This is a genomic window from Roseovarius atlanticus, assembly GCF_019802205.1.
Classification (GTDB): Bacteria; Pseudomonadota; Alphaproteobacteria; order Rhodobacterales; family Rhodobacteraceae; genus Roseovarius; species Roseovarius atlanticus_A.
This window is the reverse complement of record NZ_JAHVHQ010000003.1, coordinates 2041000-2061555: the sequence shown is the minus strand read 5'-3', so window position 1 is coordinate 2061555 and position 20556 is coordinate 2041000. Positions and strand designations below refer to the sequence as shown.

General features: G+C 65.5%; 22 protein-coding genes and 1 tRNA gene. 16 read left to right on the top strand and 7 right to left on the bottom strand.

Annotated elements, in window-relative coordinates:
* Positions 1-189 precede the first annotated feature (189 nt).
* The 6 genes from KUV49_RS16130 (at position 190) to KUV49_RS16105 (ending at position 6378) form a co-directional block, all read left to right on the top strand.
* Positions 190-786: an exopolysaccharide biosynthesis protein gene (locus KUV49_RS16130; RefSeq protein ID WP_222450833.1), complete on the top strand. Its 597-nt coding sequence runs from the start codon at positions 190-192 to the stop codon at positions 784-786.
* Entirely contained in the window at positions 783-1757 is a 975-nt protein-coding gene (coxB, locus tag KUV49_RS16125) for a cytochrome c oxidase subunit II (protein ID WP_222450832.1), read from the top strand. The genes KUV49_RS16130 and coxB overlap by 4 nt, the downstream gene beginning before the upstream one ends.
* A gap of 95 nt (positions 1758-1852) precedes the next feature.
* The gene (gene ctaD / locus KUV49_RS16120; protein ID WP_261391367.1) at positions 1853-4363 is read left to right on the top strand and encodes a cytochrome c oxidase subunit I; all 2511 of its coding nucleotides are present in this window, start codon (positions 1853-1855) and stop codon (positions 4361-4363) included.
* A 10-nt stretch (positions 4364-4373) separates the two neighbouring features.
* On the top strand, positions 4374-4745 hold the full coding sequence (locus tag KUV49_RS16115) for a hypothetical protein (protein ID WP_222450830.1): 372 nt from the start codon (positions 4374-4376) through the stop codon (positions 4743-4745).
* Positions 4742-5308 (top strand): cytochrome c oxidase assembly protein, encoded by a 567-nt coding sequence (locus KUV49_RS16110; protein WP_222450829.1) that lies wholly within the window; start codon positions 4742-4744, stop codon positions 5306-5308. The genes KUV49_RS16115 and KUV49_RS16110 overlap by 4 nt, the downstream gene beginning before the upstream one ends.
* On the top strand, positions 5305-6378 hold the full coding sequence (locus KUV49_RS16105) for a c-type cytochrome (RefSeq protein WP_261391258.1): 1074 nt from the start codon (positions 5305-5307) through the stop codon (positions 6376-6378). Before KUV49_RS16110 ends, KUV49_RS16105 begins: the two co-directional genes overlap by 4 nt.
* A 143-nt stretch (positions 6379-6521) precedes the next feature.
* Here the strand turns inward: KUV49_RS16105 and urtE are convergent, their stop codons facing one another.
* From urtE to KUV49_RS16075, 6 genes are all read right to left on the bottom strand, one after another.
* Positions 6522-7217 (bottom strand): urea ABC transporter ATP-binding subunit UrtE, encoded by a 696-nt coding sequence (gene urtE / locus KUV49_RS16100; protein ID WP_222451035.1) that lies wholly within the window; start codon positions 7215-7217, stop codon positions 6522-6524.
* 1 nt (position 7218) lies between these two features.
* A complete protein-coding gene (gene urtD, locus KUV49_RS16095; protein ID WP_152493083.1) occupies positions 7219-7959 on the bottom strand; it encodes an urea ABC transporter ATP-binding protein UrtD in 741 nt (246 codons plus the stop codon).
* On the bottom strand, positions 7956-9143 hold the full coding sequence (gene urtC / locus KUV49_RS16090; protein WP_410000769.1) for an urea ABC transporter permease subunit UrtC: 1188 nt from the start codon (positions 9141-9143) through the stop codon (positions 7956-7958). The genes urtD and urtC overlap by 4 nt, the downstream gene beginning before the upstream one ends.
* Positions 9144-9219: 76 nt before the next feature.
* Positions 9220-11175, bottom strand: coding sequence for an urea ABC transporter permease subunit UrtB (gene urtB / locus KUV49_RS16085; RefSeq protein ID WP_222450827.1), 1956 nt, complete (start codon positions 11173-11175; stop codon positions 9220-9222).
* 70 nt (positions 11176-11245) lie between these two features.
* Positions 11246-12520: an urea ABC transporter substrate-binding protein gene (gene urtA / locus KUV49_RS16080; protein WP_222450826.1), complete on the bottom strand. Its 1275-nt coding sequence runs from the start codon at positions 12518-12520 to the stop codon at positions 11246-11248.
* A 292-nt stretch (positions 12521-12812) separates the two neighbouring features.
* Complete coding sequence (locus KUV49_RS16075) at positions 12813-13055, bottom strand: hypothetical protein (RefSeq protein ID WP_222545611.1); 243 nt, start codon at positions 13053-13055, stop codon at positions 12813-12815.
* Between the two features lie 469 nt (positions 13056-13524).
* On the opposite strand from KUV49_RS16075, the gene KUV49_RS16070 reads away from it, so the two are divergent.
* The 9 genes from KUV49_RS16070 to ureG are packed head-to-tail and all read left to right on the top strand — an operon-like array spanning position 13525 to position 19268.
* On the top strand, positions 13525-14256 hold the full coding sequence (locus KUV49_RS16070) for an urease accessory protein UreD (RefSeq protein ID WP_315899522.1): 732 nt from the start codon (positions 13525-13527) through the stop codon (positions 14254-14256).
* A gap of 6 nt (positions 14257-14262) precedes the next feature.
* Positions 14263-14565 carry an urease subunit gamma gene (locus KUV49_RS16065; protein WP_222450823.1) on the top strand — a complete coding sequence of 101 codons (303 nt, stop codon included), beginning with the start codon at positions 14263-14265 and terminating at the stop codon, positions 14563-14565.
* Between the two features lie 20 nt (positions 14566-14585).
* Complete coding sequence (locus KUV49_RS16060; protein ID WP_222450822.1) at positions 14586-15161, top strand: HupE/UreJ family protein; 576 nt, start codon at positions 14586-14588, stop codon at positions 15159-15161.
* A 4-nt stretch (positions 15162-15165) separates the two neighbouring features.
* The gene (locus tag KUV49_RS16055) at positions 15166-15471 is read left to right on the top strand and encodes an urease subunit beta (RefSeq protein WP_152497846.1); all 306 of its coding nucleotides are present in this window, start codon (positions 15166-15168) and stop codon (positions 15469-15471) included.
* A complete protein-coding gene (locus KUV49_RS16050; RefSeq protein ID WP_222450821.1) occupies positions 15471-15785 on the top strand; it encodes an antifreeze protein in 315 nt (104 codons plus the stop codon). The genes KUV49_RS16055 and KUV49_RS16050 overlap by 1 nt, the downstream gene beginning before the upstream one ends.
* A 4-nt stretch (positions 15786-15789) precedes the next feature.
* Positions 15790-17550: an urease subunit alpha gene (ureC, locus tag KUV49_RS16045; RefSeq protein WP_222450820.1), complete on the top strand. Its 1761-nt coding sequence runs from the start codon at positions 15790-15792 to the stop codon at positions 17548-17550.
* Between the two features lie 5 nt (positions 17551-17555).
* Positions 17556-18029, top strand: a complete 474-nt coding sequence (locus KUV49_RS16040) for an urease accessory protein UreE (protein WP_222450819.1) — start codon at positions 17556-17558, stop codon at positions 18027-18029.
* Complete coding sequence (locus tag KUV49_RS16035; RefSeq protein WP_222450818.1) at positions 18019-18657, top strand: urease accessory protein UreF; 639 nt, start codon at positions 18019-18021, stop codon at positions 18655-18657. The genes KUV49_RS16040 and KUV49_RS16035 overlap by 11 nt, the downstream gene beginning before the upstream one ends.
* Positions 18654-19268, top strand: coding sequence for an urease accessory protein UreG (gene ureG / locus KUV49_RS16030; RefSeq protein WP_222450817.1), 615 nt, complete (start codon positions 18654-18656; stop codon positions 19266-19268). The genes KUV49_RS16035 and ureG overlap by 4 nt, the downstream gene beginning before the upstream one ends.
* A gap of 52 nt (positions 19269-19320) precedes the next feature.
* On the opposite strand, the gene KUV49_RS16025 is transcribed toward ureG, so the two are convergent.
* Positions 19321-19410: transfer RNA gene (locus tag KUV49_RS16025), tRNA-Ser, on the bottom strand.
* A gap of 202 nt (positions 19411-19612) precedes the next feature.
* On the opposite strand from KUV49_RS16025, the gene KUV49_RS16020 reads away from it, so the two are divergent.
* Complete coding sequence (locus KUV49_RS16020) at positions 19613-20551, top strand: SPOR domain-containing protein (RefSeq protein ID WP_222450816.1); 939 nt, start codon at positions 19613-19615, stop codon at positions 20549-20551.
* Positions 20552-20556 lie beyond the last annotated feature (5 nt).

Sequence of the window (20556 nt, the reverse complement as noted above, 5' to 3'; positions counted from 1 at the left end):
GATCGGCAATTATTCAGCCATGCCGGGAACTTGAGCGCAGTTGCGGCGTTCTTTCGTCGGAACGGAAAGTCGGGCAATGGGTCTGGGACAGTTTTCTAGCAGGACGAGTGAACCGCGCGGGCACGGCGCATGGGCGCCGGCGACGCGCTGCGCGCGTTCGCATGTCCACGGACCGCAGGGCGGGACGCCATGAGCCACGATGCCGAAGCCCCCACGGCGCATCCGCTGACGGACGTGATCTCAAGGATCAGGTCGCTGGCCGATCAACCCGAGGTTACCGTGGACGAGATTGTCGGTGCCGCGGGGCAGGCGGGCATCCTGCCACTGATCTTCGTGCCGGCCCTGATCGCAGCCACGCCGCTGTCGGGTATTCCCGGCGTGTCGATGGTGTGCGGGTTGCTGATCGCGCTTTTTTCCGCCGAGATGATCCTGGGCCTGAAAGAGTTCTACTTGCCCGAAAAGTTGAAGAAAAAGACGATTGACGGTGCCAAGCTGGACCACGCGATGCGGCAGATCCTGCCGATCATGAAGTGGATTGAGCGCCATACCGGACAGCGCCTGTCCTTCCTTTTCCATCGCCCGATGACCTGGGTGCCGCAGTTGATCTGCCTGATGACCGGGCTGGCCATGCCGTTTCTGGAATTCATTCCGTTCTCGGGGTCCGTCGCGGCCACAGGTGTCTGCCTGCTGGTCATGGCCATGTTGACAAGGGACGGCGTGGTATTTCTGCTGGCGCTTCTGCCCTACGTGATCGGCGGGGTGTTGATCGCGCGGTTCCTGTTGTGAGGCGGCTGGCGATTGCGGCCTCGGTCATCGGGCTGAGCGCATGCACCGGGCCGCAATCGGTGCTGGACCCGGCGGGGCGCGATGCCGAAGTGCTGGCGACGCTCTTCTGGGTGATGCTGGGCGGGGCCGTGGTTCTGTGGGTGGCGCTGAACGGGCTGATCTATTTCGTGACGAAGATTGCGCCGCGCCCGCTGAATGCCCGCGCCGCCGAGGCGCTGATCATCGGCGGCGGCGTGGTGGTGCCTGTGATCCTGCTGTCGATCCTGCTGGCCTATGCGCTGAACGAGATGCCCAGGCAGAGGGACGAAGGCGAGGGATTGCGGGTGGAGGTCACGGGCCACCAGTTCTGGTGGCGCGTTGCCTATTGGCCCGAGGGGGCGGAGGTGCCGGTGATGGCGGCCAACGAGGTGCGCCTTCCCACCGGCCGGCGCAGCGAGATCACGCTGAACGCCGAGCGGGTGATCCATTCGTTCTGGATACCCGCGCTGGGCGGCAAGACCGACATGATTCCGGGGCGCGAGACGCGGATGTCGCTGGAGCCGACCAAGCCGGGGGAATACCGCGGCCAATGCACCGAGTTCTGTGGCGAAAGCCATGCCTATATGGCGTTCGGCGCGGTGGTGATGGAGCCCGAGGCGTTCGAGGCGTGGCTGGAACGCGAGTCAGCGCCGGCGGTGGCACCGGCCACCGAGGAGGCACGGCGCGGGGCAGAGCTGTTCCTGTCGGAAGGCTGTGGCGGCTGTCATGCCGTGCGCGGCACCGAGGCCGAGGGTCAGGTCGGCCCGGACCTGACGCATCTGGCCTCGCGGGTCTCGCTGGCGGCGGGTATCCTGCCGATGACCGAAGACGCGCTGCGCGACTGGGTGCGCGACCCGGCGCAGTTCAAGCCGGGGGTCGAGATGCCGGGATACGATCATCTGTCGGATGAAGACCTGTCGGCGCTGGCGGCCTATCTTGGGGGACTGGAATGAGCGACACCGACACCCCCCAAGGCACCGCCCGGCGCGGCGATGGCGGCAAGGTTTACGACGCAGGCCCCGAGGGCATTTATCCGCCGACCGAGGAGATGCTGGACGCGCCCGTCGACCCGGAGGTGAAAGCCAGGCGCGAGGCGGATCTTCGCCGCGCCTGGGAGACGCCGAAAGGCTGGCGCTACTGGTCGGCGGTCAACAACACCGAAGTGGGGGTGTGGTACTCGCTGACCGCCTTTTTCTTCATGCTCTGCGCGGGCGTGCTGGCGCTGTTGATGCGAATCCAGCTGGCGGTGCCGGACAACGATTTCCTGAGCGCGGACCGTTTCAACCAGTTCTTCACCATGCACGGCTCGGCGATGATGTTCCTGTTTGCCGTGCCGATGTTCGAGGCGGTGTCGATCCTGATCCTGCCGGCCTTCCTGGGGGCGCGGGACATGCCGTTTCCGCGCCTGTCGGCCTATGGCTACTGGTCGTTCCTGATCGGCGGCATCTTCGTGCTGGGCTCGATCCTGTTCAACGTCGCGCCCAGTTCGGGCTGGTTCATGTATCCGCCGCTGGCGACCGAGCAGGAGGGGATCGGGCCGGACATATGGCTGTTGGGGCTGTCCTTCATCGAGGTCGCGTCGATCGCGGCGGCGGTGGAGCTGATCGTGGGCACGATCAAGTGCCGCCCGCCGGGGATGCGGATCAACCTGATGCCGCTTTACGCGTGGTACGTGCTGGTCGTCGGCGTGATGATCCTCTTCGCCTTTCCGCCGCTGATCGCCGGGGATTTCCTGTTCGAGTTGCAACGCTCGATGGACTGGCCGTTCTTCGACCCGGACCGGGGCGGCGACCCCCTGCTGTGGCAGCACCTGTTCTGGATCTTCGGACACCCGGAGGTTTACATCGTCTTCCTGCCGTCCATCGCCATTGCCGCGATGATCGTGCCCACGGCGGCGCAGCGGCCCATGGTGGGGTATTCGTGGATCGTGCTGTCGGCGGTGGGCGTGGGGTTCCTGAGCTTCGGGCTGTGGGTCCACCACATGTTCACGACCGGGCTGCCATCGCTGTCGCTGGGCTTCTTCTCGGCGGCGTCCGAGGCGGTGGTCATCCCCACCGGCGTGCAGATCTTCGCCTTTGTCGCCACTCTGATGGTGGGCCGGGTGACGATGAGCCAGCCGATGCTTTGGATCGCGGGGGCGCTGGCGATTTTCACGGCGGGCGGGCTGACCGGGGTGATGGTGGCCATCGCGCCCTTCGACTGGCAGGTGCATGACACCTATTTCATCGTGGCGCACCTGCATTACACGCTTTTCGGCGGCATGGTCTTTCCGATCATCGGCGGGATCTATTATTTCTACCCGTTCATCACCAAAAAGAAGATGTCGGACCGGCTGAGCAAATGGGCCTTCTGGCTGACCTTCTCGGGGTTCAACATCTGCTTCCTCCCGATGCACCTGACCGGGTTGCAGGGGATGCCGCGGCGCGTGGTCACCTATCCCGAGGCTGCCGGGTGGGACGTGCTGAACATGGTATCGACCGTAGGCAGCTTCATCGTGGCGGCAGGCATACTGGTTTTCGCGTGGGATCTGCTGCGGCCAAAGGGCAGGCAGCCGCTGACCGAGCGAAACCCGTGGAACGCGGGCACGCTGGAGTGGTCCCATGACGTGCCGGAGGAGGCGTGGGGCGTGCGGTCGGTGCCGTATATCTCATCGCGCTATCCGCTGTGGGAGCAGCCGAAATTCCTGGATCGGTTCGACGACGGCAGGTTCTATATCCCCGACGCGCCCGAGGGAAAGCGCGAGACCATCGTGACCTCGGCGGTGGACGCGGTGCCGCAGGCGGTGGTGCAGGTCACGGGACCTGCCTGGATCACGCTGTGGGCGGCGGCGTTCACCGGCGGGGCGTTCATCCTGCCGGTGTTCAAGTTCTACTGGCTGTCGGCCTTTTCCGGCGCCTGCGCGGTGGCCTGCGTGATCTACTGGCTGTGGACCTCGACGGCACAGGTGCCGAAAGACCCGATGCGGGACGCGGGTCTGGGCCTGCGCCTGCCGGTCTATGTCACCGGGCCCAAGGCGCCGGGGTGGTGGGCCGTCTTCATCACCATGCTGGGGGATGCCACAGCCTTTGCCAGCCTTGTGTTCGGGGTGTTTTTCTTCTGGACCGCGCGGCCGGATTTCCCGCCCGAGGGCGCGGCGCTGCCCGACATGATGTGGGCGCTGTGGGCCTTGCTGGCCTTCGTGGTCGCCTGGGGCGCGACGGTGGCGGCGCGAGAGTTGAACCGGGGCGGGCGACAGGGCGCGGCACGCTGGTGTATCGTCGGTGCGGTGGTGGCGACCCTTGCGGCCCTGGGCGGCATGTGGCTGGCGATCGTGGTGCCGGGGCTGCAGCCCGAGACGCACGCCTTTCCGGCGGTGATGTACGCGCTGACGGTCTGGACCTCGGCGCATTGCGTGCTGGCGGTCGTGATGCTGCTTTATTGCCTGGCGGGCAGCGTGTTCGGCAAGCTGACGCAGCTTTACGATGCCGATTTGCGCAACACGACGCTGTTCTGGCATTTCATGTGCCTGTCAGGGGTGATCACCACGCTGCTGGTCGGCGTGGCCCCGAGGCTGATGTGAGGGTGGCGAGATGACCGAGGAAACCCTGTTCCGGCACAAGAGTATCTGGCACATGATCGCCGCACCCACCGTCTGGACGCTGCATTTCGCGATCATCTACGCGATCACGGCGGTGGAATGCAGCAAGATCGGCACGCCCGAGGTGGCGCGGCTGTCGATCCTGGTGCTGACGGTGGTGGCGTTGGCGCTGATCGGCTGGATCGCGTGGAAGGCGTGGGTGCAGTGGGACTACCCCGACGACCAGGACTACGTGCATGACAAGCCCACGGTCGAGGACCGGCGCGAGTTTCTGGGGCACGCGGGGTTCCTGCTGAGCATCGCGTCGGCCATCGGGGTGATTTTCGTGGCGATGCCGGCGCTTTTCATCGAGACCTGTCTGTGAGGCTGGCGGGGATCTCTGCGCTGGCGCTGCTGGCCGGGCTGTACCTGCCGCCGTGGGAGGCATGGGCCGGGCCGTTTCCGGCGCATATGCTGCGGCACATGGGGCTGGTGGCGGGCGTGGCGCCCCTGATGGTGCTGGCGTGGCCGGGCGTGGCGCGGCGTTTCGCGGTGCCGGTGATGCTGGCGGCGGTTGCCGAGTTCGCCATCGTCTGGGCGTGGCACCTGCCGCACCTGCACGGGTTCGCGCAGCTGAACCTTGGCGGGCGTGTGCTGGAGCAACTGGCCTTCCTGGCCGCCGGGCTGGCGGTGTGGTCCGGGGCGCTGCATGCGCGGCAGGCTCTGGTGGGGGCAGGGGGATTGTTCCTGACCTCGATGCACATGACGTTGCTGGGCGCGCTGCTGGTTCTGGCCCCGCATGACCTTTACGCCGAGATCTGCGGCCGGGACCCTAGCCTGTCGGGCCAGCAGTTGGGCGGTATTCTGATGCTGGCGATCGGGACGCCGATCTACCTGGTGGGGGCGCTGGTGCTGGCCGCGCGCGTGGTACGGGAGGAGACGGCATGAGATGGGTCCGTGACCTGCACGGCAAGACGGTGATCGCCATGGCGGGCGCCGCCGCCGCCATCGGCTTGCTGACGGCGGTTCTGATCATTGGCCTGGGCCTCTTCAACGTCTCGGCGCGGCAGGGGCACTGGCCAGGCGTGACCTGGGCCATGCACAGCACCTTCGAAAGTTCGGTCGCCTTCCGTGCGCCGCCCGAAAGCGAAGTGCCGGACAATCTCGATACGCCCGATATGGTGGCCCTTGGGGCCGGACATTACAAATCCGCCTGCATGGAGTGCCACGGCGCGCCGGGCGTGCCGCGCAGCGCCACGGTGCAGCAGATGCTGCCCGAACCGCCCTCGCTGGCGCTGGTGAGCGATCACTGGAGCGCGCCCGAGATGCACTGGATTATCCACAACGGCATCAAGATGAGCGGGATGCCCGGCTGGCCCGCCGAGCGGACGGACGATGTCTGGCCGCTGGTCGCCTTCCTGCGGGCGCAGAAGGGGATGACGCCCGAGACTTGGGAGGCGATGGTCGACGACGCCGATGGCGGGTGTGCCGTCTGTCACGGCCCGGACGGGGTCAGCCAGAACGCGCAGGTGCCGCGGCTGGATATCCTGTCGGAAGAGTACATCGCCCAAAGTCTTGCCGCCTATCGCGACGGCACGCGCGACAGCGGGATCATGTACGAGGTCATGAGCCAGCGTCCCAGCGGATCGGTCGAGCGGCTGGCGCGGAATTTTGCGGACGTCTCGCCCGAGGGCGGGTCGGCGGAGCCGTCGCAGCTTGCCGAACAGGGCCGGGCGCTGGCCTTTGCCGAGGGCGGCTCGCAAAGCGTACCGGCGTGCCGGGCCTGCCACGGGCCGTGGCCCGCGCCGATCAACCCGGCCTTTCCGTCGCTGGCCGGCCAGCACGCGCCCTACCTCGAACAACAACTGAAGTTGTGGCGCGAGGGCAATCGAGGTGGCGGCCACGCGGCGGAACTGATGTTCAAGGCCGCGCGCGATCTGACCGATGCGGAGATCGCCGCACTCTCGGCCTATTACGCAGAACGTGCACCGGCAAAGCTGAGCGAAACGAAGGACTAGGGGTCCTTCGGTTGGTGGTTGCCCGTACCGCCATAGTGTTTGCGCCAGCGCTTTCGGGACGCTCGATCCGATCTGCATCGCGACTCCGAGTGGCCTGACGACTTGATTTACTCGGTGCAAATCAGAGCGATCGTGGTGCGTCGTCAGATCGCCGTGCTTGTGGCGAGTTCTTCGCTTGTCACGGTATCCCGGTCGCCGCTCAGTTTCACCGCGCCGCGCTCGATCACGTAGAACCTGTCGCCAAGGTCGTAGGCAAAGCTGAAATACTGCTCGACGAGAATGATCGCGATTTCCCCCTGATCCCTGAGCAGGCGGATCGCCTCGCCGATCTGCTGGATCACGTTGGGCTGGATGCCCTCGGTCGGTTCATCCAGCAGCAGGACTTTCGGCTTCGTGATCAGGGCCCGGGCAATCGAAAGCTGCTGTTGCTGACCGCCGGACAGGTCGCCGCCGCGCCTTGGCATGAACTCCTTGAGGATGGGAAAGAGGTCGAAGATGTCGTCGCGCAGGTGACGTTCGTTGCGGGGCAGGCAGGCGAAACCCGTCTCGAGGTTTTCCTCGACCGTCAGGAAGGGGAATATGTCGCGGCCCTGGGGAACGTATCCGACGCCGCGCCGCGCCATGTCGTAGGCGCCGAGTTTGCCGATGCTTTCCCCTGCCAGCCTGTAGGTGCCGCCGGAGCGGGGATGGGTGCCGGACAGGGCTTTCAGCAGGGAGGTCTTGCCGACGCCGTTGGTGCCCATGATGCAGGTGACCTCGCCCTGCCGGGCGCCCATGTCGATGCCGTTCAGGATCTGGCTGCCGCCGTAGTGGAGGGTCAGGCCCTCGACGTTCAGGATGTCATCGGCCAAGATACACCTCGATCACGTTCTCGTTCTTGGTGACATGGTCGATGGAGCCTTCGGCCAGAACCGAGCCTTCGTGCAGGACCGTGACCTTGCAGCCAAGGCGGCGGACGAATTCCATGTCATGCTCGACCACCACCACGGCGCGTGTCCTGGCGGCCTCGCGCAGCAGGTCGGTCGTCTTTTCCCGCTCGGCGGTGGTCATGCCCGCCGCCGGTTCGTCCACCAGCAAAAGCTGCGGGTCCTGTGCCAGCAGCATCCCGATTTCCAGCCACTGCTTCTGCCCGTGCGACAGCTCGCCGGATTTCCGCCCGAGCGCCTGCGCCAGACCGATGGTTTCGGCCAGCTCGGCGACGCGGTCGCGATCCTCGGCGCTGGGCTTGAAGAACAGGACGGCGAAAGGCGAGCGGGGTTTGCGCAGCGCCATCATCAGGTTGGCCTCGACCGTCTGATCCTCGAACACGGTGGGGCGCTGGAACTTGCGGCCGACGCCCGCCATCGCGATGGTGCTTTCGGATTTGCCCAGCAGAGAGACGGGTGGCTCGCCCCAGAGCACGCGGCCCTCGTCGGGTTTGGTCTTGCCGGTGACCACGTCCATGAAGGTGGTCTTGCCCGCCCCGTTGGGACCGATGACGGCGCGCAACTCCCTATTGCCGATGGAAAAGGACAGGTTGTTGAGCGCCTTGAAACCGTCGAAGCTGACCGAGACGCCGGAGACTTCCAGTAGCTGGCTCATGTGTCTGCCTCCTGTTCGCGCAGGGCGCCCTGGTCGGGGCCCAGGTCGGCGCCGTGGCGGTTGGGGGTCAGGCGATCCGCCACGAGGTCGAAGAGCCCGCCGATGCCCTTGGGCGCAAAGAGCGTCACGGCGACAAAAGACAGGCCCAGAAGCACGGTCCACCAGTCGACCCACTGGATGCGCCAGCTGCCCAGCACGATGTCGGGGGCCTGTCCGCCGGTGAACCACGTGGACAGGAGCGACACGAAGGCCGCACCGATCACCGCGCCATAGAGTCGCCCGCGTCCGCCGATGGCGACCCAGACGGCAAGGTAGATCGAGGCGATGGGGGCCAGTTCGGCGGGGTTGATGATGCCGGCCTGCGGGTAATAGAGCGCGCCGGCGATGCCCGCGATGACCGCCGACAGGGTAAAGACGAAAAGCTTGTAGGCCTCGACCGGGTAGCCAAGGAAGCGCACCCGGGCCTCGTCGTCCCGGATGCCGCGCAGGACCGAGCCGAACTTGCCCGACACGACCCAGTTCGCCAGCCAGTATCCCAGCCCGAGCGCCAGGGCCGAGGCCCAGAGGAACCACATCGAGACCACCGGCTGGCCGACGCCGCCGAGGCCGGGCAGGTTCTGCAGGCCGGAAAGGCCGTTATTGCCGCGCAACCCGCTGTCGTTCTGGAAGAGGTACAGTGCGAGCGCCAGGGTCATCGCCTGGGTCAGGATCGAGAGGTAAACGCCGGTCACGCGGCTGCGAAAGGCGAACCAGCCAAAGACCAGCGCCAAGAGGCCCGGCACCAGCACCACGGCGGCCAGTTGCAAAGGCAGCGAATGGGCGACCGCCCAGATGGGCGGAAATTCGGAAGCGCCGACGACGCCGAAGATCTGCGTGGCGATGCCGTCCGAGATCTGTTCCGGCGTCGGCGGCAGCACTTCGGCGGACATGCTCTCGACCACGATAAGGCGCGTCCGCTCGTACATCAGCCACATGCCGATGGCATAGCCGCCCAGCCCGAAGAACGCCATGTGCCCCAGCGACAGGATCCCGCAATAGCCCCAGACAAGGTCCATCGCCAGCGCCACGAGACAGAGGCAAAGTGTCTTGCCCAGCGTCTTGACGAAGCTGGTGGAAATGACACCGATGCCGAAGCCTTCGGACAGGATCGTGACGCCGACCGTGAAGGCTGCCAGCACGAACATGAAGACCAGTATCGCGGGAAAACGCAGAACGATGGGCCGGCGTGCAGCGGGTCTGGCAAGGGTGCTGTCGGTCATGTCAGGCCCCCGCCGCCCGGCCCTTGAGCGCGATGATGCCGCGCGGCCGGAACTGGATGAAGAGGATGATGAAGAGGATCATGTAGGTTTGCGCCGCCAACGTGTTCGACGGGTTCAGCCATTCGATCCCTTTCTGAAGCGTCCCCACGAGCGTGGCCCCCAGAAGCGTGCCCCAGATGTTGCCGACGCCGCCCACGACCACGGTCATGAAGCTTTGCACGATGTAGTCGGCGCCCATCTCGGACGTGACCTTGGCATAAAGACCGATCGCGACGCCGGCGATGCCCGCGATGCCCGAGCCGAAGCCGAAGGTCAGCATGTTGATGCGGTCGGGGTTGATGCCCATCGAGGCGGCCATGCGGGGGTTTTGCGTGACCGCGCGCACCTCGAGGCCCAGCCGGGTGCGGTTCATGACCAGCAGGAACAGCGCGAGGAACACCAGGGCCAGCACGAAGATCGCGATGCGGATATAGCTGATCGACACGATGTCATTGAACACCAGCGACCCGTCGAGCCATCCGGGGGCCGTCAGCGGGCGGGCCTGGGTGCCGAAGATGTTCTTGGCGATCTGTTGCAGCGCGATGGAGATGCCGAAAGTGGCCAGCAGTGTTTCCAACGGGCGATGATAAAGCCAGCGGATCACCAGCCGTTCCATCGCCACGCCCGCCGCGAATGTCACGGCAAAGGCAAGCGGGATGGCGAGGATCACCGACAGCGTCTGGTCGGGGACGATCTGCTGCACGACAAAGCCGGTATAGGCGCCCATCATGATGAACTCGCCATGGGCCATGTTGATCACACCCATCACGCCGAAGGTGATGGCAAGGCCGATGGCGGCGAGGAAATAGATCGAGCCGAGCGAGATGGCGTCGAGCGCGAGGTCGGCGGCCTGGTTGACGGCGACGCGGGTCTCGATGCCGTTGAGGGCATCCATCGCGGCCAGCGCGACGGCGGGCGGCGCGCCGGTGAAGACCTCGTAGAAAGTGTATCGGTCCAGCGTCTCGTCGATCTCGGCCTCGGTGGCGACGGGATCGACCGTGCCCTGTTCGGCCAGCCTGGCGTAGGCCATGTCGCGGGCCGCTTCGGTGTCGAGCGTGGCGACCTGGATGCCGGCGACAGCCTCTCCGTCGATATTGGACACGAGTGCCGCGGCCTTGTCGGCGCGGCTGATGCGGGGCTTGGCGAAGCCTTCGGACACCAAGAGGTCATAGGCATTTTCGCGGGGCAGAGCCTCCGATCCCGGCTTCAGCACGCGGGCGATTTCGGGGCCTTCGGGGGCGGTTTCCGCGGCTTCCAGCCGGGTCGTCACAAGCGGGTTCAATGCACCGCGCAGGTCGACGCCCAGATCGCCCTGGAAGCCTTCGATGGCGGCGATGCGCTCTTCCTCGGTTTCGCCGAACCGGATGGTCAGAATGCGTTCGAGACGTTCGGCGCGGGCCTTGAGGGTCGGACTTGTCTCGGCCTCGAGCGCCTCGCGCAGGGGCGCGAGGTGCGCGGCTTCGGCGTCACGCTCGATATTGTCGATGGCGGTAAGACGGGTGGCGACGTCCTCAGAGGTCAGTTGGAATTTCACCAGCGCGGCCCCGATCATCTTGCGCACCCCGGAATTGGGCTTGGACTGCTCAAAGTCGTCGTCGGGCAATTCGCCCAAGGCCGTGTTGCCGGCAAAATCGAAGCCGCGGATCGTGTCGCGGTCGATCTCCTCGGCCCAGATGAAGAGGCCGGTCTCAACGTTTCGCCACAGTTCCTTGTCCTGCCATTTGCGCAACACGGTCTGCGCCTCGGGCAGACCGCTTTCGGCTATGGCGTCGATGGTGGGGGCGACCTTGGTGCGCGATGGCTTTGCCAACTGCCCGGCGTGCTCCTGCAAAAGCTGCTGGATCGGGGCATCGGCCTGCTGTGCCGCGGCGGGCAGGGATGCAATCAGAAGCGTGAGGATCAGCAACAGGCGTGCCATGCACGGGCCTCCGTGGGGGAACAGAAGGGGGTGAAGGGCGGCGCGGGGCCGCCCTTTCGGTTCAAGGGGATCAGTAGTTCGACTTGATCTGCACGCAGGTCTCGGTTTCGGTGTTGTACATACCGCATTCGAGCTCCTGCCAGTCGGACTTCAGCACGGCCGATTCCGGCAGGAAGTCGGTCCAGGCGTCGCCCGGCACTTCCTCGGTCTGGCTGATGATGTCGAACTGGCCGTCTTCCTGGATCTCGCCGATCAGGACCGGCTTGGCCAGGTGGTGGTTGGGCAGCATGACCGCCGTGCCGCCGGTCAGGTTCGGGAATTCCTGCCCGTACATCGCCGTCCGAACGGCGTCGACATCGGTGGTGCCGGCCTCTTCGGCGGCGTTCACCCACATGTTGAAACCGATGTAATGCGCCTCCATCGGGTCGTTGGTCACGCGTTCCTCGCCCATGCGGGCCTTCCATGCCTCGATCCATTCGGCGTTGGCGTCGGTGTCGGCCGACTGGAAGTAGTTCCACGCCGCCAGGTGACCGACGAGGTTCGAGGTGTCGAGACCGGAAAGCTCTTCCTCGCCCACAGAGAAGGCGACCACGGGGATGTCATCGGCCGATACGCCCTGGGCCGCCAGTTCCTTGTAGAAGCCCACGTTGGCGTCGCCGTTGATCGTGGAAATCACGCCGACCTGTTTGCCGCCGGCCCCCAGCGCCACGACGTCCGACACGATCTTGGACCAGTCGGAATGGCCGAAGGGGGTGTAGTTGACGAAAATGTCCTCGTCGGCGATGCCCTTGGATTTCAGGTAGGATTCCAGGATGTTGTTCGTGGTGCGCGGATAGACATAGTCGGTGCCCAGGAGCGCGAAGCTCTCGACGCCGAGCTCTTCCAGGAAGTAATCCGTGGCCGGGATCGCCTGCTGGTTCGGTGCGGCGCCGGTGTAGAACACGTTCCTGGAGCTTTCCTCACCCTCGTATTGCACGGGGTAGAACAGCAGGCCGTTCAGTTCCTCGATGACCGGCAGGACGGATTTGCGGCTGACGCTCGTCCAGTTGCCGAAGATCACGTCGACTTCGTGTACGGTCAGCAGCTCGCGCGCCTTTTCAGCGAAGAGCGGCCAGTCGGAGGCCGGATCGACGACGACGGCTTCGAGTTCGCAGCCCAGAACGCCGCCTTTCTCGTTCTGCTGGTCGATCAGCATCTCCATCGTGTCCTTGAGAGTCGTCTCCGAGATCGCCATCGTGCCCGACAGCGAGTGCAGCACGCCCACCTTGATCGGGCAGTCCTGTGCGAAGGCCGGAGCCGACAGGGCCGTCAGGACCGCTGCTGTGCCTAGAAGTGTCTTAGTCATGGAAAATCCCCTTTGCGTAACGCGCAGGGTTCTTGTGAGCCGAAACCGGATGTCCCATATCTCCCCCACGCAACTTGTTGCGGAGTGCGGTGGTGTTTCAGGATTGCAAGACTGGCACCATCGCACGCTCGAGCGGGCGGCAGCCGCCCGTCGGACATATTGGTTTCACAAGATTCTGCGCTGCGGCGACAATTCCGTGGTTTTCACGGGGAAAGCCTGCGGTCGCGGCCTATTTATTCAGCGGTTTTCGGTGTGATCGCCTGTTTTTTCTGCGCCGCGGTGCTGGTTTTCCTCAGCTTTCCAGGAGAAAGCTCTGGCAGTAGCCGATTTCGGCAGTCGCCCGCCGGCGCGCCCATCGGGCCCGGTCCGGGTCGCGAGAGAATTGCGCGGTGCTGAGAATCTGCGCGTGCGCGCTCTTGGCCCTGATGCGGTGGTCCAGAAGATGGCTGCGCTGATCGGGCGCGGAGGCGGCGGCGAGAAGTTGCTCGAAACGCGCGCGCCGGGTTTCCAGGGTGTCGGCGTCCGGGTCTTGCATCAGCCAGGCATGTTCCAGTTCGGCGGAAAAGCGGCCGGTGCATCCGGCGAAAATCTCTGGCAACGGCGCGGCAAATGACGCCGACCCGGCGCAGAGGCAGCCTAGTACGAGGAAAGTTCTCAAACCGCTCATGTATTGATCATCGCGCCGAAAATCCGGGCAATCAACTCCTGTAGGTACCCAGGCTCAACCTTCTGAGCCTGCGTGTTCTGTGGGTATCGAATACGCCTAAAAATACAGCATTGACGCAAAATCGCGCCAAGCAATTAATCGTTGGGGGCAAGGCATCATGTGGAACGAGCGCTTGAAGTGGAACAGGCGCACCCCTTGGTGCTGGCTTTGCGCGTTGCGAACTCGGAAAGCTGCCATGCTTCTTGCCCCGGATATCACTGCCCACCCGGACGGTCCGGCCCTGCCGCGGGCCCGGGGGAGTTTGCGCGTCGCGTCCAAGCTGCGGGATGGACGTGCGGTGCTGGACAGGCTGCACAGCGCGGGTTGTGCGCGGGCGCTTTTTCCGCGCCGGACGGACGCGTTGGAGGCCATCGTGGTGAACACATCGGGCGGTCTGACCGGAGGAGACCGTTTCGATATCGAGGCCACTGCAGGGGCAGGCAGCCGGCTTGTCGTCACGACCCAGGCGGCCGAGCGGGCGTATCGCAGCAATTCGGGCCGGGCGCGGGTGCGGTCGCGACTGCATGTCGAGGCGGGCGCGACGCTGTGCTGGTTGCCGCAGGAACTGTTGGTGTTCGATGGCGCAGCGCTGGACCGGCGGCTGGAGGTCGAGATTGAGGATACGGCGGAATTCATCATGGCCGAGCCGGTCGTGTTCGGACGCCTGACCATGGGCGAGACGGTGACGCGGGCGGATTTCCTGGACCGCGTCAGCGTTCGTCGTGACAACCGACCGCTTTACGAAGACCGCGTGGCGCTGACCGACGACATTCCCGCGCGGCTGGGGCTGGCGGCCGTGGCAGCGGGAATGACCGCGATGGCAAGTGCGCTTTACATCGGGCACCGGGCCGAGTCCCTGCTGTCCATGGTGCGGGCGCTGCTGCCCGCGACCGGGGGCGCAAGCCTCTTGCGCCCCGATGTGCTGGTGGTGCGGGTGCTGGCGCGCGACGGGTTCGAGTTGCGCCGGACGCTGTGCCCGGTGCTCGAGGCGCTGTCGAACGCGGCCCTGCCAAGATCCTGGAGGCTTTGACCCAAGATGCAACTGACGCCCAGAGAGAAAGACAAGCTGATGGTGGCCATGGCCGCGGAGGTGGCTCGCAAGCGATTGGCACGGGGGGTCAAGCTGAATTACCCCGAGGCGATTGCGCTCATCACCGACGCCGTGGTCGAAGGCGCCCGCGACGGGCGTTCGGTCGCCGACATGATGGAGGCCGGAGCCGAGGTCGTCAGCCGGGGCGACTGCATGGAGGGCGTGCCCGAGATGATCCACGAAGTGCAGGTCGAAGCCACCTTTCCCGATGGCACCAAGCTTGTCACAGTACATAACCCAATTCGCTGACCCGACAGGAGACCTGACCCATGCGACGCCTTGCCTTCCCCCTCATCCCTGCCGTGCTGGCCGCTGGCCCCGCGTTTGCACATCTCGATCCGGGGGCGCACGGGTCCTTCGCCGCGGGTTTTTCGCACCCGGTGTTCGGCGCGGACCATATCCTGGCGATGGTCGCGGTGGGCCTGTGGGCCGCAAGCCTTGGCGGGCGGGCGTTCGTGGCCTTGCCGGTGGGCTTCGTGGGCGCGATGTCGCTGGGGTTCCTGCTGTCGCTTGGTGGTCTGCCGCTGCTGATGGTCGAGCCGATGATCCTGGTGTCCGTCCTTGTGCTGGGTGTACTGGTTGCCGCGGCGGCGCGGTTGCCGCTGGCGGCGGCGGTCGCGATCACGGCGGCGATGGGCGTGTTTCACGGTCACGCGCACGGGACCGAGATCGGCGGTGCGGGGGCGCTGGCCTATCTCGCGGGCTTTGTCGCAGCGACGACGGTGTTGCACGCGCTGGGGGCCGCCGCAGGCTGGGCGCTGGGCCGTGTCGGCGGGGCGCTGCTGACACGCGGGGCAGGGCTGGCTGTCGCGATCGGCGGCTCTGCCCTTGTCATGGCGGGGTGAGGCGATGATCCCCGGAGAGATTTTCCCCGCCGAAGGTATGCTGGAGCTGAACTCGGACCGGCAGGCGATCACGCTGGAAGTCGCCAATACCGGCGACCGGCCCGTGCAGGTGGGCAGCCATTATCACTTTGCCGAGACCAACCCGGCGCTGGAGTTCGACCGCGAGGCGGCAAGGGGGCACCGTCTGGACATCGCCGCCGGCACCGCCGTGCGGTTCGAGCCGGGCCAGCGCCGCGAGGTGCAGCTGATCCCGATTGGCGGGGGGCGGCGGGTCTACGGTTTCAACGGCGCCGTCATGGGGGATCTGTGATGGTGCGTGTGCTGACGCCGGTCGACCTGTGGTCGAATGCCTTTCAGGCCGCGATGATCGTGGCCGAGGCGCAGGCGGTCATCGCCATGCGCATGTGGGGGCTTGCCGGTATCTGGTCGGTCACCCCGTCCGAGAACAGTCGCATGGTCAGCGAAAAGGCCTTTGCCCTGACGCGCGCCGCGACGGATGCCGGGACGGCCGCGTTGCGTGGCCGCCGGGCGGACCAGGTCGTTGCCGCGGCCATGAAACCGATCCGGCAGAAGACCCGCGCCAATGCCCGCCGCCTGGCCAAGCGCGGATACAGGAAGAGGTAGGCCCATGCCCGCACGCATTTCACGTTCAGACTACGCCGCCATGTTCGGCCCCACGACGGGCGACAGGCTGCGCCTGGCCGATACCGACCTGATCATAGAGGTCGAACGCGACCTGACGGCACTGAATGCCGGGGCCGCCGTGACGGGCGGCACCGGCGGCAACGCGGCGCTTTACGGTGAAGAAGTCAAGTTCGGCGGCGGCAAGGTGATCCGCGACGGGATGGGGCAAAGTCAGGTGACGCGCGCGGCGGGGGCGATGGATACGGTGATCACCAACGCGCTGATCCTGGACTATACCGGCATCTACAAGGCGGATGTGGGCCTGAAGGACGGTGCGATCCACAAGATCGGCAAGGCGGGCAACCCCGACACCCAGCCCGGCGTCGATATCGTGATCGGCCCCGGAACCGAGATCATCGCGGGCGAGGGGCGGATCCTGACCGCTGGGGGCTTTGACAGCCATATCCATTTCATCTGCCCGCAACAGATCGAGGACGCGCTGCATTCGGGACTGACGACGATGCTGGGCGGCGGCACTGGCCCCGCGCATGGCACGCTGGCCACCACCTGCACGCCGGGGCCGTGGCATCTGGGGCGGATGTTGCAGTCCGCCGATGCCTTTCCGATGAACCTGGCTTTCGCCGGCAAGGGCAACGCCTCGCTGCCCGCCGCGCTGGAGGAACAGGTCATGGCCGGCGCCTGCGCGCTGAAGCTGCACGAGGACTGGGGCACGACCCCGGCGGCGATTGATTGCTGCCTGTCGGTGGCGGACGCGATGGACGTCCAGGTGATGATCCACACCGATACGTTGAACGAATCTGGGTTCGTCGAGAACACGGTGGCGGCGATGAAGGGCCGGACCATCCATGCCTTCCACACCGAGGGCGCGGGCGGGGGCCACGCGCCGGACATCATCAAGATTTGCGGGCAGGCCAACGTGCTGCCGTCCTCGACCAACCCGACGCGGCCCTTCACGGTGAACACGCTGGAAGAGCACCTGGACATGCTGATGGTGTGCCATCACCTCGACAAGTCGATCCCCGAGGACATCGCCTTTGCCGAAAGCCGGATCCGGCGCGAGACCATCGCCGCCGAGGACATCCTGCACGACATGGGCGCATTCAGCATCATCGCCTCGGACAGCCAGGCGATGGGCCGGGTGGGCGAGGTGATCATCCGCACGTGGCAGACCGCCGACAAGATGAAGAAACAGCGCGGGCGGCTGAAAGACGAGACCGGCGAGAACGACAACCTGCGCGCCCGCCGCTATGTCGCCAAGTACACGATCAACCCGGCCATCGCGCATGGTATTTCCGATCACATCGGGTCCATCGAGGAAGGCAAGCGCGCCGACCTGGTGCTGTGGAACCCGGCCTTTTTCGGGGTGAAGCCCGAGATGGTCCTGATCGGCGGCTCGATCGCCTGCGCGCAGATGGGCGACCCCAATGCCTCGATCCCGACGCCACAGCCGGTCTATACGCGCCCCATGTTCGGGGCCTATGGACGCGCGCTGCACGCCTCCGCCGTCACCTTCGTATCTGCGGCGGCGCATGACGACGGCATCGGCGATACGCTCGGGATCGCCAAGCAGACCCTGCCGGTGCAGAACACCCGTGGCATCGGCAAGGCGGACCTGAAGCTGAACGATGCCTGCCCCGAGATCGACGTGAACCCCGAAACCTACGAAGTGCGTGCCAACGGCGAGCTGCTGACCTGCGAGCCGGCCAGCGAACTGCCGATGGCGCAGCGCTATTTCCTGTATTAAGTGCCATGACAGACCTCCCGATCGCCCAACAATTCCACAAGGCCGGAACCTGGACCGGAAACGCCGCGCTGTGCGCGCTGTCCTACGAGGATCGGTTTTTCCGACGACGCAAGCTTACCGTGGTAGAAGGGTGGTCGCTTGTGGCCGATTTCGAGCATACGGTGTCCCTGGACGACGGAGACGCGCTGGAAACCAGCGACGGGCGGCTGGTCAGGATCGTCGCGGCCCCGGAGGCGTTGTTGGCAGTATCGGGGTCCGACCTGGCGAGATTGGCCTGGCATATCGGCAACCGGCACACGCCCTGCCAGGTGGAAGCCGACCGGCTCTTGATCCGCGACGATCCGGTGATCGCGCATATGCTGGCCCATCTGGGCGCGACCCTCACCCCGGTCACCGAACCTTTCAACCCCGAGGGCGGTGCCTATGGACATGGCAGGACCCACAGCCACGAACACGGGGCGACTGCGCATGCACACTGACGCCGGCCTTCTGACCCTGGCGCAATGGCTGTCCCCGGCTTATCCCATCGGCGCCTTTGCCTGGTCGCATGGGATAGAACAGGCCATCCGGGATGAGCAAATCAGGGATGCCGGGACGCTGCAGGCATGGCTGCGCACCTGCCTGACCGAAGGCGCGGGCCGGACGGACGCGATCTGGTTGCGGCTTGCATTCGGGGCAGGTGACGTGACCGAGATCGACGCGCAGGCCCGCGCTTTCGCGCCCTCCGCCGAACGCCTGTCCGAGACGGTGCGGCAGGGAAGGGCCTTCGTGCACACGACCAATGCCGTCTGGGAGCTTGACCTTCCGGGCCTGACCTTGCCGGTCGCCACGGGGCGGGCGGCGCACCTGATGAACCTCGACATCGACGCCTGCGTGCTGCTCTACCTGCAATCCTTCCTGTCCAACCTTGTTTCCGCGGCGCTTCGCCTGATGCCGCTCGGCCAGACAGACGGGCAGCGCGTCTTGGCGGCGCTTCAGGGGGACCTGCGTCGTGTCGAAGCCGAAACACGGGGCGCAGAGCTCAACGACGTCTTCAGCAACGCTTTCCTGTCCGACATCGCGTCGATGCGGCATGAAACTCTCGAACCAAGGCTATTTCAGTCATGACCAGGATGAACGGACCCTTGCGCATCGGAATCGGCGGGCCGGTGGGCGCCGGCAAGACCACGTTGACCGCCCGTCTGTCAGAGCGATTGAAAGAGGCGTACTCGATCGGCGTGATCACCAACGACATCTACACCCAGGAAGATGCCGAAGCGCTGATGCGGATGCAGATCCTGCCCTCGGACCGGATCATCGGAGTCGAGACCGGGGGCTGTCCGCACACCGCGATCCGCGAAGACGCGTCCATTAACCTGGCCGCCGTCGCCGAAATGCGCGAACGTCATCCCGATGTCGAGGTGGTGCTGATCGAGTCGGGCGGTGACAACCTGTCCGCCACGTTCAGCCCGGAACTGGCCGACCTGACGGTCTATGTGATCGACACGGCCGCGGGCGAGGAGATACCGCGCAAGGGCGGCCCGGCGATAACGCGCTCGGACATCCTGGTGATCAACAAGACGGACCTCGCACCGCATGTGGGCGCGTCGCTCGACGTGATGCGAACGGACGCCGCGCGGGTGCGTCAAGGTCGCCCGTTCATTTTCACGTCGCTCAAGTCAGGCACCGGCGCTGACGAGGTATTGAACGAAATCAAGGCGATGTCCGGTCTCGTTTGAAGTCGGAAAAAACTTCAAATTTGAGCCGTGACGTATGCGTTGACAGGCATGCTGGCGGAGGCTCAGGGATTCGAACCCTGGGGACGCTTTCACGCCCGCCGGTTTTCAAGACCGGTGCATTCGACCACTCTGCCAAACCTCCGCGTCCGCGTGTGTTACTGTGGCTTTCGCGATTCTGAAAGTCATCAGTTGACGAGGAAAAACGCCGAAATGGCTTTGCGGACTTCCCAGAACGGTCCTGACCGGCTATTCTGCGCACAAACGCAGGTATCTGCGTGCTCGAGCAAACGTCGGAAAACCGGCACCCGCATCTAATACGGTGCATGACAGGCAAGGGACGAAACATGACATTTCAATGGACGGGCAAAGGGGCGCGTGCGCGCCTGATCACCGCCTCCAGCGCAATTGCGCTGGTTCTGAGCGGATGCACCGAGGGCGGAGAATTCGGCCTTTTCAAATCGCAGGCCGGTGACACGGAGGACGTGACCTCGGCCGACAACTCGGTCAAGCTGATCGAGCGTGACGTTGAGGCGCCGGACGTTTTCCAGGTGACCGACAAGGGCCTTTGGGACGGACGCCCGTCGCTGGGCGGCGTGTGGGTCGCGCACCCGGATGTGCAGGAGCCCGAACGCGTCATTATCCGCAATACCAAGAACGGCAAGTTCGTCATCGGCGCATTGTTCCGCCGCGAGCGCAGCAACCCGGGCCCGATCCTGCAGGTCTCGTCCGATGCCGCCGACGCGCTGGGCATGCTGGCGGGGGCGCCGTCGCAGCTCAACGTCACGGCCCTGCGCCGCGAGTCCGCCCCTGATCCCGAGGCGCTGGCCGCCGCCGAGACCGAGGGCGAGGCAGGCGCGCTGGCGCCCGCCTCTGTCGAGCAGACGACGCTGGAGCCGCTGGCCGGGGCAGCCGCCGCGATCGAGAGCGCCGAGGCCGCCGAGCCGGTGCGCCCGGCCACCCAGACCGCGGGCGCGACCGCAGCCGTGGCCACCGAACCGGCCCCGGCGCCGACTCCCGCCGCAGCGACGCCGGTCCTGTCCGGGTCGTCCCTGTCGAAGCCCTATCTGCAGATCGGTATCTTCTCGGTCGAGCAGAATGCGCGGAATACCGCCACCGCCATGCGGCAGGAAGGCATGGTTCCGATCGTTAAAAAACAGAGCTCGCAGGGCAAGACCTTCTGGCGCGTGATCGTCGGACCGGCCCAAAGCAAGTCCGAACAATCTGTCCTGTTGAAAAAGGTCAAGGACGTTGGTTTTGATGATGCATACGCTGTAACCAACTGATACGG